The sequence below is a fragment of the Vibrio sp. H11 genome (assembly GCF_004804295.1).
Taxonomy (GTDB): domain Bacteria; phylum Pseudomonadota; class Gammaproteobacteria; order Enterobacterales; family Vibrionaceae; genus Vibrio; species Vibrio ostreae.
The window spans coordinates 93,949-113,911 of sequence record NZ_SSHN01000010.1 but is presented as its reverse complement, the minus strand read 5'-3'; the positions used below and the strand labels follow the sequence as shown (position 1 = coordinate 113,911).

The 19,963-nt window shown below is 49.5% G+C and carries 19 protein-coding genes; 8 read left to right on the top strand and 11 right to left on the bottom strand.

Features of this window, described 5'->3' with window-relative positions; all coding sequences use genetic code 11:
* The first annotated feature begins 157 nt into the window (after window positions 1-157).
* Both E6C74_RS15505 and E6C74_RS15500 read left to right on the top strand, forming a co-directional pair.
* Window positions 158-982, top strand: a complete 825-nt coding sequence (locus E6C74_RS15505) for an AraC family transcriptional regulator (RefSeq protein WP_136486869.1) — start codon at window positions 158-160, stop codon at window positions 980-982.
* A gap of 33 nt (window positions 983-1,015) precedes the next feature.
* Complete coding sequence (locus E6C74_RS15500; RefSeq protein WP_136486867.1) at window positions 1,016-1,606, top strand: LysE family transporter; 591 nt, start codon at window positions 1,016-1,018, stop codon at window positions 1,604-1,606.
* 63 nt (window positions 1,607-1,669) lie between these two features.
* Here E6C74_RS15500 and E6C74_RS15495 read toward each other — a convergent pair whose 3' ends face one another.
* The 5 genes from E6C74_RS15495 to E6C74_RS15475 form a co-directional block, all read right to left on the bottom strand.
* A complete protein-coding gene (locus E6C74_RS15495) occupies window positions 1,670-2,119 on the bottom strand; it encodes a PTS sugar transporter subunit IIA (RefSeq protein WP_168797040.1) in 450 nt (149 codons plus the stop codon).
* Window positions 2,116-3,372, bottom strand: coding sequence for a PTS ascorbate transporter subunit IIC (locus tag E6C74_RS15490; protein WP_136486863.1), 1,257 nt, complete (start codon window positions 3,370-3,372; stop codon window positions 2,116-2,118). The genes E6C74_RS15495 and E6C74_RS15490 overlap by 4 nt, the downstream gene beginning before the upstream one ends.
* Before the next feature lie 12 nt (window positions 3,373-3,384).
* Window positions 3,385-3,654: a PTS sugar transporter subunit IIB gene (locus E6C74_RS15485; RefSeq protein WP_136486967.1), complete on the bottom strand. Its 270-nt coding sequence runs from the start codon at window positions 3,652-3,654 to the stop codon at window positions 3,385-3,387.
* A gap of 255 nt (window positions 3,655-3,909) precedes the next feature.
* Window positions 3,910-4,389, bottom strand: coding sequence for a hypothetical protein (locus tag E6C74_RS15480; protein ID WP_206208426.1), 480 nt, complete (start codon window positions 4,387-4,389; stop codon window positions 3,910-3,912).
* Between the two features lie 356 nt (window positions 4,390-4,745).
* Window positions 4,746-7,454: a DUF2339 domain-containing protein gene (locus E6C74_RS15475; protein WP_136486859.1), complete on the bottom strand. Its 2,709-nt coding sequence runs from the start codon at window positions 7,452-7,454 to the stop codon at window positions 4,746-4,748.
* Between the two features lie 198 nt (window positions 7,455-7,652).
* On the opposite strand from E6C74_RS15475, the gene E6C74_RS15470 reads away from it, so the two are divergent.
* The 6 genes from E6C74_RS15470 to E6C74_RS15445 all read left to right on the top strand — a co-directional run bounded on the left by E6C74_RS15470 (window position 7,653) and on the right by E6C74_RS15445 (window position 12,717).
* Window positions 7,653-7,895, top strand: a complete 243-nt coding sequence (locus tag E6C74_RS15470) for a YrhK family protein (protein WP_136486966.1) — start codon at window positions 7,653-7,655, stop codon at window positions 7,893-7,895.
* A 142-nt stretch (window positions 7,896-8,037) separates the two neighbouring features.
* Window positions 8,038-8,646, top strand: a complete 609-nt coding sequence (locus tag E6C74_RS15465) for a histidine phosphatase family protein (protein WP_136486857.1) — start codon at window positions 8,038-8,040, stop codon at window positions 8,644-8,646.
* Between the two features lie 246 nt (window positions 8,647-8,892).
* The gene (gene yiaY, locus E6C74_RS15460; protein WP_136486855.1) at window positions 8,893-10,041 is read left to right on the top strand and encodes an L-threonine dehydrogenase; all 1,149 of its coding nucleotides are present in this window, start codon (window positions 8,893-8,895) and stop codon (window positions 10,039-10,041) included.
* Between the two features lie 310 nt (window positions 10,042-10,351).
* Window positions 10,352-11,203, top strand: coding sequence for a helix-turn-helix domain-containing protein (locus tag E6C74_RS15455; RefSeq protein ID WP_136486852.1), 852 nt, complete (start codon window positions 10,352-10,354; stop codon window positions 11,201-11,203).
* Window positions 11,204-11,269: 66 nt separating this feature from the next.
* On the top strand, window positions 11,270-12,028 hold the full coding sequence (locus E6C74_RS15450; RefSeq protein ID WP_240798201.1) for an alpha/beta hydrolase: 759 nt from the start codon (window positions 11,270-11,272) through the stop codon (window positions 12,026-12,028).
* A gap of 128 nt (window positions 12,029-12,156) precedes the next feature.
* Window positions 12,157-12,717, top strand: coding sequence for an outer membrane beta-barrel protein (locus E6C74_RS15445; RefSeq protein WP_136486850.1), 561 nt, complete (start codon window positions 12,157-12,159; stop codon window positions 12,715-12,717).
* 65 nt (window positions 12,718-12,782) lie between these two features.
* On the opposite strand, the gene ahpF is transcribed toward E6C74_RS15445, so the two are convergent.
* The 6 genes from ahpF to E6C74_RS15415 all read right to left on the bottom strand — a co-directional run bounded on the left by ahpF (window position 12,783) and on the right by E6C74_RS15415 (window position 19,863).
* Window positions 12,783-14,351 carry an alkyl hydroperoxide reductase subunit F gene (ahpF, locus tag E6C74_RS15440; protein ID WP_136486848.1) on the bottom strand — a complete coding sequence of 523 codons (1,569 nt, stop codon included), beginning with the start codon at window positions 14,349-14,351 and terminating at the stop codon, window positions 12,783-12,785.
* A gap of 156 nt (window positions 14,352-14,507) precedes the next feature.
* The gene (ahpC, locus tag E6C74_RS15435) at window positions 14,508-15,065 is read right to left on the bottom strand and encodes an alkyl hydroperoxide reductase subunit C (protein WP_136486846.1); all 558 of its coding nucleotides are present in this window, start codon (window positions 15,063-15,065) and stop codon (window positions 14,508-14,510) included.
* Between the two features lie 218 nt (window positions 15,066-15,283).
* On the bottom strand, window positions 15,284-16,231 hold the full coding sequence (locus E6C74_RS15430) for a hydroxymethylglutaryl-CoA lyase (RefSeq protein ID WP_136486844.1): 948 nt from the start codon (window positions 16,229-16,231) through the stop codon (window positions 15,284-15,286).
* Entirely contained in the window at window positions 16,228-17,058 is an 831-nt protein-coding gene (locus E6C74_RS15425) for an enoyl-CoA hydratase-related protein (protein ID WP_136486842.1), read from the bottom strand. The genes E6C74_RS15430 and E6C74_RS15425 overlap by 4 nt, the downstream gene beginning before the upstream one ends.
* 15 nt (window positions 17,059-17,073) lie before the next feature.
* Entirely contained in the window at window positions 17,074-18,675 is a 1,602-nt protein-coding gene (locus E6C74_RS15420; protein WP_136486840.1) for a carboxyl transferase domain-containing protein, read from the bottom strand.
* 18 nt (window positions 18,676-18,693) lie between these two features.
* On the bottom strand, window positions 18,694-19,863 hold the full coding sequence (locus E6C74_RS15415) for an isovaleryl-CoA dehydrogenase (protein WP_136486837.1): 1,170 nt from the start codon (window positions 19,861-19,863) through the stop codon (window positions 18,694-18,696).
* Between the last annotated feature and the right edge of the window lie 100 nt (window positions 19,864-19,963).

Below are 19,963 nucleotides of genomic sequence, written 5' to 3'. Positions count from 1 at the left end.
CTGGGTTACACAAGTGTTCATACTTTACACCTTGTATTGAACAGTCAGTGTGTGGCGATTATCAGGCTGGCGATAAACTTCGCAATTTTATTCTATTCTTCCGCTGGCGGAGTTTTTATACTGAATCCCTACAGTAACGCGAGTGATTAGCAGCATCATGCAAGAGCAGTTTCAGTATCTTCCGAGTCAGCATATTCATGGTTTGAGCGCTTTTTCTGCCCAGATGAAAGAGTTCAGCTATGACAAGCATGCGCATGAAGAGTACAGCATTGGTGTGACTCGCAAAGGTCGTCAGGATTTTTTCAGTGACGGCGTTTTTCATAAGAGTAATGCCGGTAACGTGATGTTGTTTAATCCGGAGCAGGTCCACGATGGCAGTGCAGGAGAACGCTCGGAGCTGCAATATGAGATGCTCTATATTCCGCAGGCAACCCTGACTAATCTGATGCGGTCGCTCGGACACATATCGGACGATCAGATTCGTCTTAAATCGTCGATCTTCAACGATCACGCGCTACGCAGTCAGGTATTGAATCTGAGCCAAATGATGGGGCAAGCTGCTCTGTCCGCTCTGGAAGAAGAAGCCGCGTTGCTGGCGATTGCCCAGTCAGTCATCCGCCTCGGAGGCGGTACGTTTCATTCCGGCCATTATCACCAGCGTAAAGATACTCTGTTACTGCGTGCCAAAGAGTACATTCTCTGTAATCTGAGTCAAAAGATGACAGTCGATGAGATTTGCCAGGCAGCGAACATGTCCAAATACCATTTTATTCGCGAATTTAACCAGCAGTTTGGTATGACGCCGCATCAATATGTGCTTAATTGCCGTATTAACAGGGCGAAACAGGCACTGCATACCGGGGATAAAGTATCCGATGTCGCGGTTAACTTTGGCTTTTCGGATGTGAGCCATTTAAATCGTAAGTTCAAAAAGAGCTTCGGCATCACACCGCATCAATATCAGCGTCAATTAAACGTTTGATTTTCACTATCTGATTAATTCTAAGAGTAACCCATGACAGACATAATTCTTTATGCCTTTGGCGTGATGTACACGCCTGGGCCGGTGAACGCTATTGGTTTAAATAATGGGATTCAAAAGCAGCCGCGTATTTTGGGCTTTTTTTCTGGTGTGGCCGTTGCCATGTTTATCCTGTTTTTTTCACTCGCTCTGATCGGTGAACAGGTGATGAACGAATCACTGCTACAAGGCGCCTCAGTGCTGGGCAGCCTGTATATCCTCTGGCTGGCGTACAAGATATTCAGCGCTCCGGTCGGAGATGATGTTCATGCCCAACCACGTACGCTGACTTTTCGCGATGGGCTGCTGATGCAATTGCTTAACCCAAAAGGCATAACGGTGGCATTGCCGGTCGCAACCGTGCAGTTTTCGAACGCAGGGATTACTGGCCTGCTACTGTTTGCCTGGTGTATCGGTCTTGCAGTATTCGCCTTTGGTGCGCCATGGACGTACTGTATGTTTGGACGCTTCATGGGAAAAAATATTAATCAAACCCGTTATCTGATAATGATTAATAAACTGATGGCACTGTTTTTAGTTATTGTTGCGGTGAGTATGGGCGGGAGTGTGTTTTCACTCTACTGACTATTCGATAAGAAAAGCCCTCAGGGATTTGAGGGCTCACTGTGTAAGAAAACGAATTGTCGTTTAATACTTTTTAAGGATTGCTGCTATATCATTTTTATTGTCAGATGAAATAATGGCGTTAATATCATCGTCATTTTGAAATAATTCAGATAAAGCGACAATGGTTTGGATATGGCTGTCTGAATCGATGGCGGCCAGAGTTACCGAAAAATAAACATCACCATTATCTTCTGACTCTAAGTCTACGCCGTTTTTAAATACGGTAATTTGTAAACAAGCTTCGTTGACACCGTCCTCTGGTCGGGCATGTGGCATTGCAATCTTAGGGGCCAACACATAATAGGCTCCAATTTCCCCATGCTTTGCTTTAATAGCGTCTAAGTAACTCTTATCGACTTTTCCTTGCTCAATTAAGGTTGAACAGGTTATATCTAGTGCAGCATCAACGGTGAGGTTTTTTTCTGTGTTGATAACAATACTGTTATCGCCAATTAAATTAAATATACTCATGAAACAAGCCAACCCAAAGCTAGACCAATTACACCAAAATCAAAGTCAGCAAACGTCGTTGCTTCCAGACCAAGGCCACCAAGTACCGGTAGTAGCATCATCGGCAGGAATGAAATACAAAGACCTTGAGCAAATGAACCGAGAACGGCACCACGCAGGCCACCCATTGCGTTGCCATAGACACCCGCAGCGCCGCCGACGAAGAAATGAGGAACCACACCAGCGACGATAATTGTCCAGTTAAAAGCACCTTGTACCGCCATAGCCACTAGTCCAGCGGCGAATGAAGACAAGAAGCCAATCAATACCGCATTCGGTGCTACAGGGAATACCATCGGGCAATCCAGGGCAGGGCGAGCTCCGGGTACTAACTTGTCAGAGATACCTTTAAATGCTGGCACGATTTCAGCGATGAGCATTTTTACACCTTGCAGTACGATATAAACACCGCCGGCAAATATCAGTGACTGAATGAAAGTAAATACTACCCAGTTTTGGCCGCCTGAGACGGTTTCTACAAAATCACCACCTGCAAAAATAGAAGATATCAGGAAGAACAATGCCATGGTTACGGCAACTGCGACTGGTGTATCACGTAAGAACATTAAACTTTTAGGCACATTTAGATCTTCTGTTGATTTAGATGTGTCACCAAATTTTGAACCAACAAATCCAGCAATAATGTAAGAGAATGTCGAGAAGTGTCCCATCGCGAGTTGGTCAGTATTCATAACTTTCTCGGTGTATTTTTGCACGAGTGCTGGCATGATAACCATCAATGAGCCAACGATGATTGAGCCCATAGCTACAAGAAGAGTGCCCTCTACTTTTGCAGTCGACAGAATGACAGCAACTAGCATCGACATAAACATCGTATGATGTCCAGTGAGGAAAATAAATTTCAATGGTGTAAAGCGTGCCAGAAGAATGTTCACAATGAAGGCAAAGAACATAATCAGTGCCATTTCATAACCGAAGGCCTTTTGCGCGAGTGCGACAATGGCTTCGTTGTTAGGAATTACACCACTTACCCCAAAAGCTTCAACAAAAACTGTTGAGAAGTTGTTTAGTGCGCCAACCAGTGCGCTGGCACCAAAACCTAAAATCAGGAAACCCATTACGGTTTTTATCGTACCTTTAAGGATAGTGGATACATCCGATTTTTGAGCGACCAGTCCTATAAATGCAATAAGACCAACCATTATCGCTGGCTCTTTTAATAAGCCGAGCATAAATTCGAAAAAGTTTGCCATGGTGTTATTCCTTTAGATAAAGCTTTTCAACTGTTCTTCGATTGAAGCTTTATCAAAGATGTTTTTTAGGCTCACTATGTTTTCTTTACCTTGCTCTGATAATTGGTTTGCGACATCAGTTGCCGCTACCCATATATCCGCTTTACTGGATGATGCAGAAGAAAGATCCTCATGATCTACTTCAGCAGATAAACCAATTTTAACAGCAACTTCTTTAACGGCCATTTCCATCATCAGCGACGTACCAAGGCCGTTACCACATACAACCATAATCTTTTTCATCATTTAATTCTCTGTAGGGTTTAATTAGTATTAATTATTTTTTCCTTTATAGGATGTGAAAAAGAATAACGAATTGATGGAAAATTAAATATGAGTTATGTCACAAAGGTAGATTGACCTTGTGACGCAGATCTCGTTAATGGGTAAGATTTTTAGGCAGCTTAAAGCCCAGTTTAAACCTCAGAATAAAATATGTGATCCAGATCTTATAAGTTTGACCATTGGGAAGGAGTATTTAGCGCGGATATGAACTGACTATTTGCCGTAGTCAGAAAGCATCTTTTTGAGCAGGCTATTAACGTCTTTGGTTTTCTTACTTCGTTTAGTCAGCGCACTCAATGATTTTGGTACCTTAACGGAATCTTGGGTTTCTTCTTCAGTTTCACTATTATCACGAAGTTTTTGTACCGCTGCCATGATTAAGCGAACTTCTTGCCCTTCACTATTCTCAAGCACAACAATATTTTCTGACTCAACTTGTACAATGGTTAGAATACCATGTTTTACTGATTCAATTTTTTCACCCACCATTACGGACTGGGGAGGTACCGAACGATCTGAAACTTGTCCGCTGCGTAACTTTGCTGCGGTGATAGAACGTATATTTCCGGTATTCTCAAACGCAACTATCACCGTATGAGTATTGTAATATTCGACGACTGTGACAAAGCCATGCTTTTTAGTTTCAAACCTTGCACCTATTTGCATATCATGCGGCGCGTCCATTTTTTTCATTAACATCCTGAATTCCTGACACTACCTATCGCCATCTAAGCCGATAAGTAAAGAAACCGATGTCTTAAAGTATATACGCTCACTGCCTTGATAGAAATCACTAGGTTAAGTTGATTTCTATCAAGGCGAGGTGAAGTCAGGAACAAAACACCCAAGATTTATTATTTTCCTTATTTATAAAGTGGCTCGAATAAACTCTTTATAGTGAAAATAAGTCGCAGGGACATAGGGTAAAAACTCACAACGAATTTTAGGTATCAGGCATCCCCAACGCCCAATACCGGCCCGGTTCACAATTAAGAGCAAAGTCATTTTAGTAACTTTTCAAACCCAAGAGTTTCGACGTTTTAACAGCATCAACGACCAACGTCGTTATTCTCTGTTTTCATTCTCTGAAACAGCCACCCCACACCGAGTAAACTCAGACCCAATCCCAGGAAAGACAGCGCGCGGTACAGGCCGGTCAGCTGCGACATGTCGATCAAAAATGCTTTACAGACCACGGCGGCCAGCACGATAAAACCGGTTTGGGTGAGGGCAGGTTGCGTCATGCGGCGCGCGGCAATCAGCGTCAGCACGGAAATCAGCAGCCAGACCAGTGAGTAAGTGTACATCTCCAGTTGTTCGGTCGGTAGGCCAAGCCAAATCATATCCTGATGGAATGCATGCCTGATGGTGCCGTTGATAAACAGCAGTAACCACAAGGCGCTGATGCCATACAGTGCCGGTTTTATCTGGCTGGTGAGCAGATTTAAACGCGCCGCGGCCAGTAATAATAACGCCGGTATTAACCACAGCGGCAGCATCCAGTTCCACAGCGGAGCGTTGCCGATGGTCAAAGCTGAAAACCACGGATTAAAGGTGGTCAGCAGGGCGATGTGGTACAGCGCGGAGCCAGCAGTTAATAAAGCTGCGAAGCCTAGATAAACCGGGCGCAGTGTGCGGGAATACTGACTACGGTAGGCATAGACAGTTGCCATGATCAGCCAGTTCATTGCCAGAAGTATCGCTTCTTTGAAACTTGGCGCGCTGAAATCAGGATAGTGACCGACCAGTTGATAACTGCTTTCGGTGGTGACCAGCAGCGCCACCACGTGCAACATAGCTCCGGCAATAACTTGACGCAGTTGGCTGTCCTGATAGTAGCGGCGGGCGTAAGCGAGAATGATCAGGATCAGCGGGTAAACGATGAGGGTCCAGTGTACGCCCAGAACCTGATCATTTTGGTATTCATCCAGCCACGGGAAAAGGGTGAGGCGGATTAATAATACGGCCAGTAACACTTTGACCAGCCATTGGGGCGGAGTGAGTGTCAAACGCTGACACCAGTAGCCAAGCCCGATGAGCTGCAAGCTTAAGGCGAGTGTCAGTGTGCTTGATTCCAGCAGCATGGTTAAGATCAGGCTGATATTAAGGTTAGCGAGCAGAATACCTGACAACTTGACCCAGCCCCGTGGCTGCTGGGCGGTGATCCGCTCGGCAATCAAAGCCAATACCAATAGTTCAACAGCCCATAGTGAATACATGCCCAGGTTGGCCTGCGGCGGCGAGAAAATATAGCTCAGGGCGAGCAGGGAAGTTGGCCCGATCACCAGCAGCAGAGAAAAGGCCAGCCGTTTGGGCAGCCAATGCTGCATCCATAGCGCGTAGCTAAACAGCGCCAGGGCGATCGCCTGACTGTAAAGATGAGCGCCGCTGAACATGAAATCGAGATCGGTATAATTCGTTTGTGGCAATAGCAACCACCAGGTCGCGATGGAGAGCAGCCAGCCAAGCAGAGGCCAGGTATCAAATGCAGAGTGACGCAGCGGCCCGCTGCACAGCAGAGCCAGTAACAGTACCGTGACGACAATTAAGCTTGGCTGATAACCATGCACCACATAGAAGAGCCACACTGGCAATAATGAAGCGAGCAAGCCGGCTTGCTCCTTTCTCGGCATGAACAGCACCCTAAGCGACAATGGCCGCTGCCGGCCTTGTTGCAGGCGCCACCCCAGGACATCGCTCAGTACATAGAGGTAAATTGAAATCAGGGCAAACAGCACAATAATCCAGGCATCAGACACCGCACTGAGGACAATCAATCCGAGCAGCCAACTGAAGTGAGCGCAGAAGCTTAGCCACCACAGCCAAGGGCGCCTGACCCGGTTGGCAACTACGATAGCGGACGCGCTGACCAAAACAATATAGCCGGCGATGGTCAGCAGGCTGTCATTGAATGACCAGAAAGGGAACGGCACCGAGTAGGCGCCTAAAATGCCAATCACCGCCACGATCGGTCCATAACGCAGTGTCATGGCGGTGGCTGTCAGTGCGATGATGGCAAGCATAACGAACGCAGTGCCAGACGAGATGAGCAGATAATAGTGAGATGCGACCAGCGTCATGGCGTAGCAGGTGATGACACCGGCTGACACCAGCGCGGCGCACAGATAGTCGCTGTGGATCTCTAGAGCTTGTTTTTTACGGGTCAGATATTCCGCTGCCGCAATAAAGCCGATCCCGACCATAAAGCCCAGTAGTACCCGGGTTAGCGGTGACAGCAGGCCTGCTTCGAGAGTGTACTTGGCCAGGAAAAGACCACCAAAGGTCAATACAATTCCGCCGAGCCAGAACAGCGCGTTGGTGGATTGATCGCCAGTCGGAAAGTTGGCGATCACCTGACGAATACGGCTCCACCATGCATTGGCAGCTGCATTTGTGTTAGGTGAAATTTTAGCGGCCAGTTTGACCTGATAACCTTGTGGCCAGGCTGCGGCGTGCGCTTCTGTTTGCTGGCCTGAGTCCTTGGGTTGTTGAGCTTGAGAAGCCAATTCTTGCGCAGAAATATATCGCTGCGCAGAAACAGATCGCTGCACAGAAACTGGCTGCGGATTTGAAGGCTGCTCGGCAAACGATGCGGCATAACTCTCGCTGTCTGACTGACTTTGCAACTGACGTTCCAATTGATCAATGCGCCGCTGCAATTCGGCGAACTGACGTTGCGAACGTATACCCAGCATGGCGCCGTATGCGATAAAACCTATCAGAGCGAACATCGCAACCAGCATTATCAGATAAATCATCTCTATTGTTATGAACTCGTCAGCCACATATAGAAATACTATAGCCCAGATAGACAATAGGTTGTTGATTTTTAAACACTGACTCACCGAATGTTTGAGTTATGAGTCAGGTTTGCATATCGAAGGTGGCTTCGCTAGGGTAGTGTCAGGTGGATTGAGCTTAAGGTGGAAGTGGTGAAAAGTACACAGACTCGGGAAATGGATTTCGATATCGGTAATCAGCATATTGTCATTCAAGCACGCTACGAAGCACTTGGCGCGTTTAATGATTTATTGATTGCGGTGTGGTTTTTGCTGGGCAGTTTTTTCTTTCTCAATAATGCACTGATTGAAAGCGGCACCTGGCTGTTTATTGTTGGCAGCGCACAACTGATTATTAAACCTGCGATCAAACTGACCAGCTTGATCCATCTCAACCGAATTCGCGGTCAGCAGGGATGACGAGGAATACTCAGCGCTGGAGCGGAGAGAGCGGTCAGCAGGATGGAGTGTTAGCCCGATCGCCATTATGGTCTGATGCCTTTGCCCTAGATAACGGGATTGGGTAATGTGGCGGTTTGCGGACCATGAAGTCAAGACAGGCATGACCAGAAAAATCTTTGTGCTGAGGCACGGACAAACCCAGTTTAACGCCGAACGTAAGTTGCAGGGGCACTGCAATTCACCGCTTACTGCGACAGGCAAAGCGCAAGCCCTGGCGATGGGCACACACCTCAAATCTCATTTACAAGGCCGAAGCTATCGCATGTATGCCAGTTCACTCGAACGTGCTGTAGAAACTGCGCACATTATTTGTGATGAAGTCGGTTATGCTAAAACTGACCTCACCCATGAGCCCCGCCTGAAAGAGTTCTCGCTTGGGCAATGGGAAGAAAAACCTTTGTTCGATCTGCTGGATGAAAAGCCTGATCTCCTGGATGCGCCCGACTGGTATCTGCAAGCACCAGACGGAGAGTCGTTTGCGGAGGTAAAATATCGGGTTAATGCGTGGTTAGATGAAGCGCCGCATCATCTGGATCTGGTGGTGGTTTGTCATGGCCTGACCGGGATTGTGTTGCGCGGCCTTTTGCTGGGTTTAAGCTACGATGACATCTGGCAACTCGATCTTCCTCAGGATGCTTTCTATATTATCAAAGACGGTGAAGTTGAGCGGGTCAGTTGTTTTCATGACGGTCACTTTTTGGGGCGCTGAGAGAACGCATTCAACACGTTTCAAGATGCAGGTCAGAATAGCCTGGCTGAGCAATTTTTAACTGGGTATTTCACTTTTATGATTTTGATCAAGTTTCCTTTCGTGGTTTTGAAAATACGAGCTACTTTGTTGAAAAACGCGTGAGTTATCCCTTTTTGTCCCTGATAGCCTACCGGCAATGATTCGTAACGTATGGAGTTACGGACACGCAAAGCGCCATTGTTGGCTGCGCAAAAGGAGCACAAAATGTCTAATATGTTTTACATTCCTTCCTCTAACCTGATGGGTCCTGGCTGTCTGAGTGAAGCGGCAACTGCCATTGCCTCGCACGGTTTTAATCGCATTCTGATCGTGACAGACAAATTTCTGAACAAAATCGGGGTCGTGGAAAAAGTCAGTAAACTGCTTGAGCAAGCTGGTGTTGCGTCTGTTGTGTTTGATGAAACCAAACCTAACCCAACGGTGGAAAACGTCGAAGCGGGCCTGGCTAAGTTAAAAGCCAACAACTGTGACTGTGTGATGTCACTGGGCGGCGGTTCACCTCACGACTGTGCGAAAGGGATTGCGCTGCTGGCGGCCAATGGCGGTGAAGTTAAAGATTATGAAGGAGTGGATCGTTCAGCGAAACCGCAACTTCCTCTGTTTGCAGTCAATACCACAGCCGGTACTGCATCAGAAATGACCCGTTTTTGTATCATTACCGATGATGCGCGTCATATCAAAATGGCGATCGTTGACAAGCACGTCACGCCACTGATGTCGGTGAATGATCCGGAGCTGATGCTGGCTAAACCTGCATCGCTGACAGCGGCAACCGGCATGGATGCACTGACTCACGCCATCGAAGCTTACGTTTCTATTGCTGCAACGCCGATCACTGATGCGGTGGCGATTAAAGCGATTGAGATGATTCAGGCTAATCTGCGCCAGGCAGTCGATCATGGTGATGACATTCAGGCTCGTGACAACATGGCTTACGCTCAGTTTATGGCCGGTATGGCGTTTAACAACGCATCATTGGGTTACGTTCACGCGATTGCTCACCAGTTGGGTGGTTTCTACGACCTGCCACACGGTGTATGTAATGCTGTCCTCCTGCCACATGTACAGCGCTACAACAGCGAAGTCGCCGCTGAGCGCCTGACTGACGTTGCTCGAGCACTGGGTGTGGATACAACAGGTATGACAGGCAGCGACGGCGCGGCGGCAGCCATTGCGGCGATTTGTCAGTTGTCTTCTGATGTACGCATCCCAGCAGGCCTGACAGAGCTGGGCGTTAAAGAAGAAGACTTCGACATCCTGGCCGAAAATGCACTGAAAGATGCTTGTGGTTTCACGAACCCTAAACAAGCTACGCATGAAGAGATCGTTGCGATTCTGAAAGCGGCAATGTAATCAGATAAGGCGCGGATGCCATTTCGCTGCGCTTTTGTCATCATCATACTGATTACAGTAAACACATTCTGCCCGCACTTCGCTGCGGGCGTTTTGTTTTCGAGAATGAGTGCAGTCGCTAAGTTCGCATTCTTGTCACATTGTATTTGCAGTTTTATCGTGTAGTCTGCTCAAGATTGTAAACTAGGCCTCATTCTTGCCTTTGTTACACGCCAAATACTCCCTTTTTCAGCGCAAGTGATGTTTAACACCGCATTTATTCACTACACTGACAATCTCGAAAAATAACAATAATGACGACTTGGATGGCATGAAAACACTCAATAGTTTCCACCGCGTCGATGAAACGCAATACGCGTTATCGACCGGTAAAGTCAATCTGCTGCATTATCATCTGCCTAAGCATTTTCAGGGCGAATACCGCTGCTTTGAAACGCCACGCCTGTGTACGATTTTGCAGGGCGAAAAGCATATCCGAATCAATCAGTCTGAGTCGTTGAATTACCATAAAGAGCAATGTGTGCTGTTACCACCTCATGCCAATGTCATGATGTCGATGCCGGAGTTTACCGAGGCGCTGGTGTATGAGTTCAGCGAAGATGTACTGGAAGATGTCAGTGCCAGAGTCAATGAGCAGTTGGAAGTTGACACGTCTTTACAGGCTGAAAACGGCCACTTTCAGCTGTCCGGTTTACAGGATCGGATGTCAGCCTTACATCTACGCACACTGGAGATTCTGCGCAGCAATGACAGTAACATTCCCTTTCTGATCGATCTGGTGACGCAGGAGATGGTGTATGAACTGATGAAACGCCAGGGATCTTACGATATTTTGTCTCAGCACAAAAATCATCCGATTCATCGCGCAATTCGCCTTATGAAGTCATCGGTCAGCGAAGTCTTGTCGATCTCGCAACTGGCAGAAGAAGTGCAGATGTCACTGCCCAATTTCAGCCAGAAGTTCAAACTAGTGACTAACCAGACTCCGAAAGAGTACCTGACCCGGCTCAAGTTGCAGCAGGCAAGGCGCTACCTTAGTCATTTGTCGGTGACTGACACGGCGCTTGAACTTGGCTATGAAAATATTTCCCACTTTATCCGCCTGTTCAAAAAAGAGTTTGGTGTAACTCCGAAGCAGTTCAAACTCTCACGTCACAGCTAGTCTTAAACTTCAGGTATCGTCAGCCCTCACTCTTTTTTCGTGCTGGCGTATCACGGAGAGTCGTGTATGTCGGTACCACCTTTATTGTCTTTATCACCGTCTTTGAGCCAGAACACGGTACTGATTCGTGGTTTGTTCCGCGGCAAATACCACTGGGGTGATTTACCGCAACGTCTGCAATGTCTGTTTCCGCAGCGTCGTTTTATCTGCCTCGATATTCCTGGTGCCGGCACCCGCTGCAGAGAAATCTCTCCCTGTCACATTGATGGCATGGTTGAAAGTTTGCGTAATCAATTGCCCAAGGATCAACGGGTTGATCTGATAACGATTTCTATGGGCGGTATGGTGGGGTTGCAGTGGGCGCACAATTATCCGCACCAGGTTCAGAGCCTGTTGTGCATCAACACCACGGCGCGTGGATTCAGCCCGTTTTATCAGCGGCTGCGCCCGCAAAATTATCTCCCCATTCTCAGCGCTTTGCGTGCTGATCCCGAGCGCAGAGCTGAACTGATTTACGCTATGGTTGCTAATCGCCCGCCTGATCAGCAAGTGATTAACGATTGGGCGGAACTGGAGCGGCGTTATCCGATGCAAAGCGGTAATTTCTTCCGCCAGCTGGTGGCGGCCATGCGTTTTCGGGCGATAAAACCATCATGCCCGGTTCGCTTTATCTCGTCACGGTGCGATCACCTGGTCAGTTACCAAGCGACGCAGGCGTTAGCGCTTGCCTGGGGTTGCAGTCTGGTCATCAATCAACAGGACGGACATGATATACCGCTCGATAACCCGGACTGGCTGTGTCATCAGCTGACTGAGTGGTTGTAGCACGAATAACTGATATATTTGTTAATTTAGTGTGCACCTATTCACATAAACAATTTGACGACTTTGCTTTTCTTTCAATATCGCCAACTTTTTAATTGATAGTTTAATCACAACGTCAGAGGGTTACTATGAACGGATATAAAAAGCTTTTGCTCATTCCATGTTGTTTGTTTTCAACCACAGTGTTCTCAGCGGATTATAATCCCCAATCTGTTGCACCTCATCCTTATATCGGCCTGGCTTATGCCTATGTGGATGCGGATATAGAAGTTGATGGAGTAGGCTCAGATAATATTGATAACAGCTTGCTTGGTCTTATTGTCGGTTATCAGTTACACCAGAATTTTGCGGTTGAGTTTCGCGGTTATGGCAATATATCAGACTATGATGCATTCGGATCATCAATTGAAGTCGATACAGCGTTTAGCTTACTGGGGCGAGGAATTATCCCTATTTCAGAAAACTTTACAGTTTATGGTCTGGTTGGTGCTGGGAAAGTTAAAGGCAAAATCGATAGCTATTCTGAGACTGAAACAGAAATTCAGTATGGTGTAGGAATGGCGATCAATAAAGGTCAGCCGCTTGAGCTTCAAGTGGAGTGGTTCAGGATGTTTGACGACAGTTTCGGCGTTGAGGGTGTCAATTTTGAGGGTGATAACATCAACGTCAATTTGGTTTACCACCTTTAGTTGCTGATTTACCTGATATAAAAAAGGGCGAACCAGTGGTTCGCCCTTGTCTTTCATTCTGCTTGTTAGCCTTGTTTACGAATCAGGTAATCAAAGGCACCCAGGCTTGCTTTTGCACCTTCACCCATCGCAATGATGATTTGCTTGTAAGGTACGGTGGTTGCGTCACCGGCCGCAAAAACGCCTGCCATGCTGGTTTCACCGCGGCTGCCAATTTCGATTTCACCGCGGTTTGAAAGTTCAACCGCAGAATCCTTCAACCACTCAGTGTTTGGAACCAGACCGATTTGAACGAAGATACCGGACAGTTCAAGCTGCTTGATTTCGTCAGTATTACGATCTTTATAAGCCAGACCGGTCACGCGCTTACCATCACCGATGACTTCGGTGGTCTGTGCCATGGTGATGATATCCACGTTAGGTAGTGAATTCGCTTTGTTAATCAGCACCTGATCGGCACGCAATGTGTCGGCAAATTCCAGTACCGTTACGTGTTCTACGATGCCTGCCAGATCAATGGCCGCTTCGATACCTGAGTTACCACCACCGATGACGGCGGTTTTCTTACCTTTGAACAGCGGACCGTCACAGTGTGGGCAGTAGGCAACCCCTTTATTACGGTATTCTTGCTCGCCCGGTACGTTCATTTCACGCCAGCGTGCACCAGGGCTCAGGATAATACTGTTACTTTTCAGAGTCGCGCCACTTTGCAGATTGACATGGATTTTGCCGTCGGCGGTAAATTCCGAGCCCATCAGCTTTTCGGCTTGCTGTTCGGTAATAATATCAACGCCGTATTCTTTAAGGTGCTCACCAAGGTTCGCCACCAGTTTTGGTCCTTCAGTGTGTTTCACCGAGATAAAGTTCTCGATTGCCATGGTGTCCATCACCTGGCCACCCAAACGCTGAGCAACAATACCGGTACGGATACCTTTGCGGGCTGCGTAAATTGCTGCTGCCGCACCAGCCGGGCCACCGCCCACAACCAGTACATCGTATGGGTCTTTTTCGTTCAGGCTGGCGGCCGCTTTCTCTGCTGCGCCGTCGTCTAGCTTGTTGAGTATTTCAGCCAGTGTCATACGACCCTGACCAAACAGTTCGCCATTTACGAATACACTCGGTACTGCCATGATATCGCGCTGTTTTACTTCATCCTGGAACAGGGCGCCATCGATCATGGTGGTGCGTATATCTGGATTAATCGCGGCCATCATATTGAAGGCTTGCACTACATCCGGACAGTTCTGGCATGACAGGGAGATAAACACTTCCACGTCCAGCTTTTTGTCCAGTCGTGCAATCTGATCAATCGTGGCCTGATCGAGTTTGATCGGATGGCCGCCTGAGTGCAGCAGTGCCAGAACCAGAGAAGTAAACTCATGACCCATAGGGACGCCGGCAAAACTCAAAGAGGTGCCTTTGTCCGGGTTGGTTACTGTCATGACAGGCTTGCGATCACTGGCATTGTCGTCGCGTTCCACGCTGACAAGTTCGCTCAGCGAAGCAATGTCATTCGCCAGTTCAAGAATATTTTGCGCGCCTTTACTTTCATCTAGGCTGACCACTAGACGGACTGGCTGTTTTAAGTTCGCCAGATACTGAGATAACTGCTGTTTGATCGCTTGGTCTAACATACCGGGATACCTTTATTATTTATTTTAAATGGAGTGGTCACTCTGGATAAAAGGAAGAGCCAGCCGGGCATTCAGGTCGTCAGGTAGAGCGCCCGGCCAGCTCTTAAATCATCTTGTAATCATGGGATTACGGATTAATTTTGCTAGAAAGTCTGATTAGATTTTGCCAACCAGGTCCAGTGACGGAGCCAGAGTCTCTTCACCTTCTTTCCATTTTGCCGGACATACTTCGCCTGGGTGAGAAGCGACGTATTGCGCTGCTTTCACTTTACGCATCAGGTCTTCTGCGTCACGGCCGATACCTTCAGCAGTGATTTCCATAGCCTGGATAGTCCCTTCTGGATCAATCAGGAATGTTGCACGGTCTGCAAGACCCTGGCCTTCACGCATTACACCGAAGTTGTTGGTGATGTTGCCGGTTTGGTCGCCAACCATGTAGTAGTTGATCTTGCCGATAGTGTCTGAGCTATCGTGCCATGCTTTGTGAGTAAAGTGGGTGTCAGTCGATACTGAGTACACTTCAACACCGCGAGACTGAAGCTCAGCGTAATGGTCTGCAAGGTCGCCTAGCTCTGTCGGACATACGAAAGTGAAGTCCGCAGGATAGAAGAAAAATACTGCCCATTTACCCAGAACGTCCTGTTCTGTGATGTCTACGAATTCGCCGTTTTTGAATGCAGTCGCGCTAAATGGTTTGATTTTAGTATTAATCATATTCCGAGTTTCCTTTAAGTTATTGGTTGGAATGTCTTGTCTTCGGGAACTATATTCCCACCAAGTCGAGATTAAGAAAAATCGCTTATTGCTATTAAATTGATAGGTGATTTCTATCCAAAAATGCGCTTAGTAAGCTTTGGTGCAAACGAGAGAGGAAGATCCAGAAAGGTGAGAGCAGGAGGTCGGATTTTATTTTTCTTCTATTTTACAGCTGGTTAGGTTTTCTTTTGCGTTAGCTTGCTGTACAGGGCCAGAGAGACTTTAGATATTGGCCTGCGGCCCAGAATATGGCTGATAGCCCAGCCCGCCTTGGCGACCTGCTGCAGATCGACCCCGGTGTGTATTCCCAGTCCTTGGCACAGATAGAGCACATCTTCTGTCGCCACATTGCCCGCCGCGCCTGGCGCGTAGGGGCAGCCACCTAAGCCTGCCACACTGCAGTCTATGGTGGTAATGCCCATTGACAGCGACTGATACAAATTGGCCAGAGCCATCCCCCAGGTATCGTGAAAATGCACGGCTAACTGCTTTGCCTGCACTTGTTTCCGGACTGCCTCAAGCATCCGGGCGATACGCAGTGGCGTGCCTGTGCCGATCGTATCGCCAAGCGAGATCTGGTAGCAGCCGAGGTCGCGCAATGCTTCGGCGACACTGGCGACTTGTTCGGGTGGTGTCGGTCCGTCATAAGGGCAGTCAGCCACGCAGGAGAGATAGCCGCGGACTTTGAGTCCTAGTTGTTGTGCCTGGCTGACAACGGGCTCGAAGCGCTGCAGGCTTTGCTCGATTGAGCAATTGATGTTGTGCTGGCAAAAGCCCTGCGAAGCTGAAGTAAAGATGGCGATCTCATCCGCCTGACAGGCGATGGCCTGTTCGAGGCCGCGCAGGTTGGGAACCAGCGCCGAGTAAGTCACGGTCGGCGCGCGTTGAATGCCGCTGAACACTTCATGGGAGTCTGCCATTTGCGGCACCCATTTGGGGGAGACAAACGCACCGGCTTCAATATAAGTCAGACCGCTGGCCGATAGCTGGTCAATCAGCGCGATTTTAGCCGCGCTAGTGACCGCACTTTCATTTTGCAGCCCGTCACGGGCACCGACTTCAACCAGAGTGACGGCTGGTGGAAATTCGCACAAGAGGCCTGCCCGGGAAAGAAGCGCTTTCATTGAGGTTCTCCCGTGTTGCCGCCTGAAGGGGGAATCCAGTTTGGCGCACGTTTGGCAAAAAAGGCGCTCAGCCCTTCCTGGCCCTGGGGGGACACGCGGATGTCGGCGATTAATTGGCTGGTATAAGCGATCAGTTTTTGATCGAGCGGGCTGTCGGCGCAGCGCTGGCACAGGGCTTTGGCCTGCGTCAGGGCGGCGGGGCTGTTGAGCAGGATTTGCTCGCAAAGCTGTTGCACCGCCAGCGATAAATCTTGGGGCTGGTCACTGACCTGTTGATGAATTAACCCCATCTGCAGCGCGCTGGCGGCATCAAACGGTTCGGCGGTCAGCATATAGCGCCGTGCCTGTCGCTGGCCAAGGGTTCGGCACACATAGGGGGCAATGGTGGCCGGGATCAAACCCAGTTTCACTTCACTTAAGCAAAAGCGGGCACCGGCACTGGCTAGCGCGATATCGCAGCAACAGATAATGCCCAGTGCGCCGCCGAATGCACAGCCTTGCACTGCAGCAATAGTCGGATGGGGAAAAGTATCCAGGGTCTGCATCAGCAGCGCCAGCTGGGCGGCATCGCTGTGATTATCCGAATGTGATTTGGTTGCCATCGCGCGCATCCAGTTGAGATCGGCACCGGCAGAAAAATGGCGGCCATTGGCCTTGAGGACCAGCAGGCGTACCTTGGTATCTTTGGCCAAATCGTTGAGGTGATGCAAGAGCAAAGCAATCATCTGATCATCAAATGCATTCGATTTGTCGATACGGTTGAGAGTTAAGCTGGCGATACCGCTGGCGGATAGTTCACACAGTACACTTGGCTGAGCTGGGTTCATGGCGCGACTCCTGGTTTACATACGGAAAATACCGAACTGGCTGTCGGCGATTGGCGCACGCAGCACAGCCGCCAATGCACGTCCGAGAGTGTCGCGGGTTTCGAGCGGGTCGAGGATGCCGTCATCCCATAAGCGGGCACTGGCGTAATAGGGGCTGCCCTGGGTATCGTATAACTCGACAATCGACTGCCTGAAGGCGGCGGCTTCTGATTCTGACCACTCTTGCTGACGCCGGGCTTGAATGTCATGCCTTACTTGGGTGAGCACCCCTGCGGCCTGCTCACCGCCCATGACGGAAATGCGTGCGTTGGGCCACATCCACATCATGGTCGGATTATAGGCTCGGCCGCACATGCCGTAGTTGCCGGCCCCGTAAGAGCCGCCAATGATGACGGTAAACTTAGGCACGTCGGCACAGGCGACGGCCATCACCAGTTTCGCGCCATGCTTGGCAATGCCTTCCGCTTCGACCTTTTTTCCGACCATGAATCCGGTGATATTCTGCAAAAACAGCAGCGGGATTCTGCGTTTGGCACACAGTTCAATAAAGTGGGCCCCTTTTTGCGCTGATTCGGAAAACAGGATGCCGTTATTGGCCACAACACCTATCGCGTGACCGTGTAACGTGGCAAAGCCACAGACCAGTGAACTGCCATACAAAGCCTTAAATTCATCAAACTGAGAGTCGTCCACCAGACGGGCAATGATTTCGCGTACATCAAACGACAAACGCAGATCAGCGTTAACGATCCCGTACATTTCTGCGGCGTCATAGCGTGGCGGCAGCACCGAATCAGGCACAAGTGTGGGTGGAAAGTTAGTGCTGGCGATCGCCTGGCGGGCTAGGGAGAGTGCGTGCTGGTCATTGTCCGCGTAATAATCAGCGACACCGGATTTTTTACAATGCACATCCGCACCGCCCAGTTCTTCTTCACTGACCACTTCACCGGTCGCGGCCTTGACCAGCGGCGGCCCGGCGAGAAAAATAGTGCCTTGCTGGCGGACAATAATCGATACGTCTGCCATGGCCGGAATATAGGCTCCTCCCGCGGTGCATAGTCCCATCACCACCGCGATTTGCGGGATCCCTTTGGCGGACATGCGGGCCTGATTGTAGAAGATACGCCCGAAATGGTCGCGGTCCGGAAAAACGTCGGCCTGATAAGGCAGATTAGCGCCGCCGGAGTCAACCAGATAGACGCAGGGCAGGTGGCAGCGTTCGGCAATTTCCTGGGCGCGCAGATGTTTTTTTACCGTGAGTGGATAATAGGTGCCGCCTTTGACGGCCGGATCATTGGCGACCACCATACACTCAATGCCGTGAATGGTGCCAATGCCGGCGACCACACCTGCGCAGGGCACATCGTCTTCATAAACCTGCCACGCGGTAAACTGACCGATTTCGATAAAGGGGCTGGCAGGGTCGAGCAACTGCATCACCCGCTCGCGTACCGGCAGTTTGCCTTTCTGACGCTGGCGTTCAATCGCTTGTTCGCCCGCCCCCTGCAGCAGGGTTGCTCTGTGCTCAGCAAGCTGCTCTACCAGTGTAGTCATGTGTTCCAGGTTGCGTTGGTAAAGTTCAGAGCTGGTTTTGATTTTGCTGTTAATCACGGCCATACGCACTCCGTTACAGGTTTAACGTGACTCGTTGAACAGTTCCCGCCCAATCAATATACGGCGGATCTCTGACGTTCCGGCGCCGATTTCATACAGCTTGGCATCGCGCAGCAGGCGGCCGGCCGGAAAGTCGTTGATATAGCCATTGCCGCCTAACAGCTGAATCGTATCTAACGCCATTTGTGTGGCCAGTTCAGCACTGTACAGAATGGCTCCGGCCGAATCTTTACGGGTCACTTCGCCGCGATCACACGCGCCAGCGACGGCATACACATAAGCACGCGCAGCATTCAGACGGGTATACATGTCGGCGACCTTGGCCTGAACCAGCTGGAATTCGCCGATCGACTGACCAAACTGTTTGCGATCGTGAATATAGGGCAGGACCAGATCAAGACAGGCTTGCATGATGCCCAGCGGGCCGCCGGCCAGAACAACCCGTTCGTAATCCAGCCCGCTCATCAGCACTTCAATGCCGTGATTGATTTTGCCGAGCACGTTGTCATAAGGCACCCGGCACTGGTCAAAGACAAGTTCGCAGGTATTGGAACCACGCATACCCAGTTTGTCGAGCTTCTGGGCTGAAGAGAAGCCGGGAAATTCCCGCTCAACAATGAAGGCGGTAATGCCTCGTGAACCGGCTTCGGCGGCCGTTTTGGCGTACACAACCACCACATCGGCATCCGGTCCGTTGGTGATCCACATCTTAGTGCCGCTGAGCACAAAGTGGTCATTGCGTCGTTCGGCTTTGAGCTGCATGCCGACGACATCGGAGCCGGCATTCGGTTCGCTCATCGCCAGTGCGCCCACCCAGGCACCATCGAGTAATTTGGGCAGATATTTGACCCGTTGATCGGCATTGCCGTTGCGAAAAATCTGATTAACGCACAAATTGGAGTGAGCCCCGTAACTAAGGCCGACGGAAGCGGAGGCGCGGCTGATCTCCTCCATGGTGATGACGTGGGCGAGGTATCCCATGTGCGCGCCGCCGTATTCCTCACTGACCGTGACGCCCAGCAATCCCATTTCGCCGAATAACGCCCACAGGTGCTCGGGAAACTGGTTTTGCCGGTCAATATGGTCGGCGATAGGGGCGATATGCTGAGCAGAAAACGCATTGACCTGCTCTCGCAACATGTCAATGGTTTCGCCCAATCCGAAACTAAGTGGCTGATACTGGCTGTTCATAACACCTCCGCGTCTTTCCTTGCGCAGACACAGCGGGCAGAACAAACGCTGTGGTCACAGAAAGTAGCTAACGAAAGATGAAAATGCTGTTGTAGGAAGC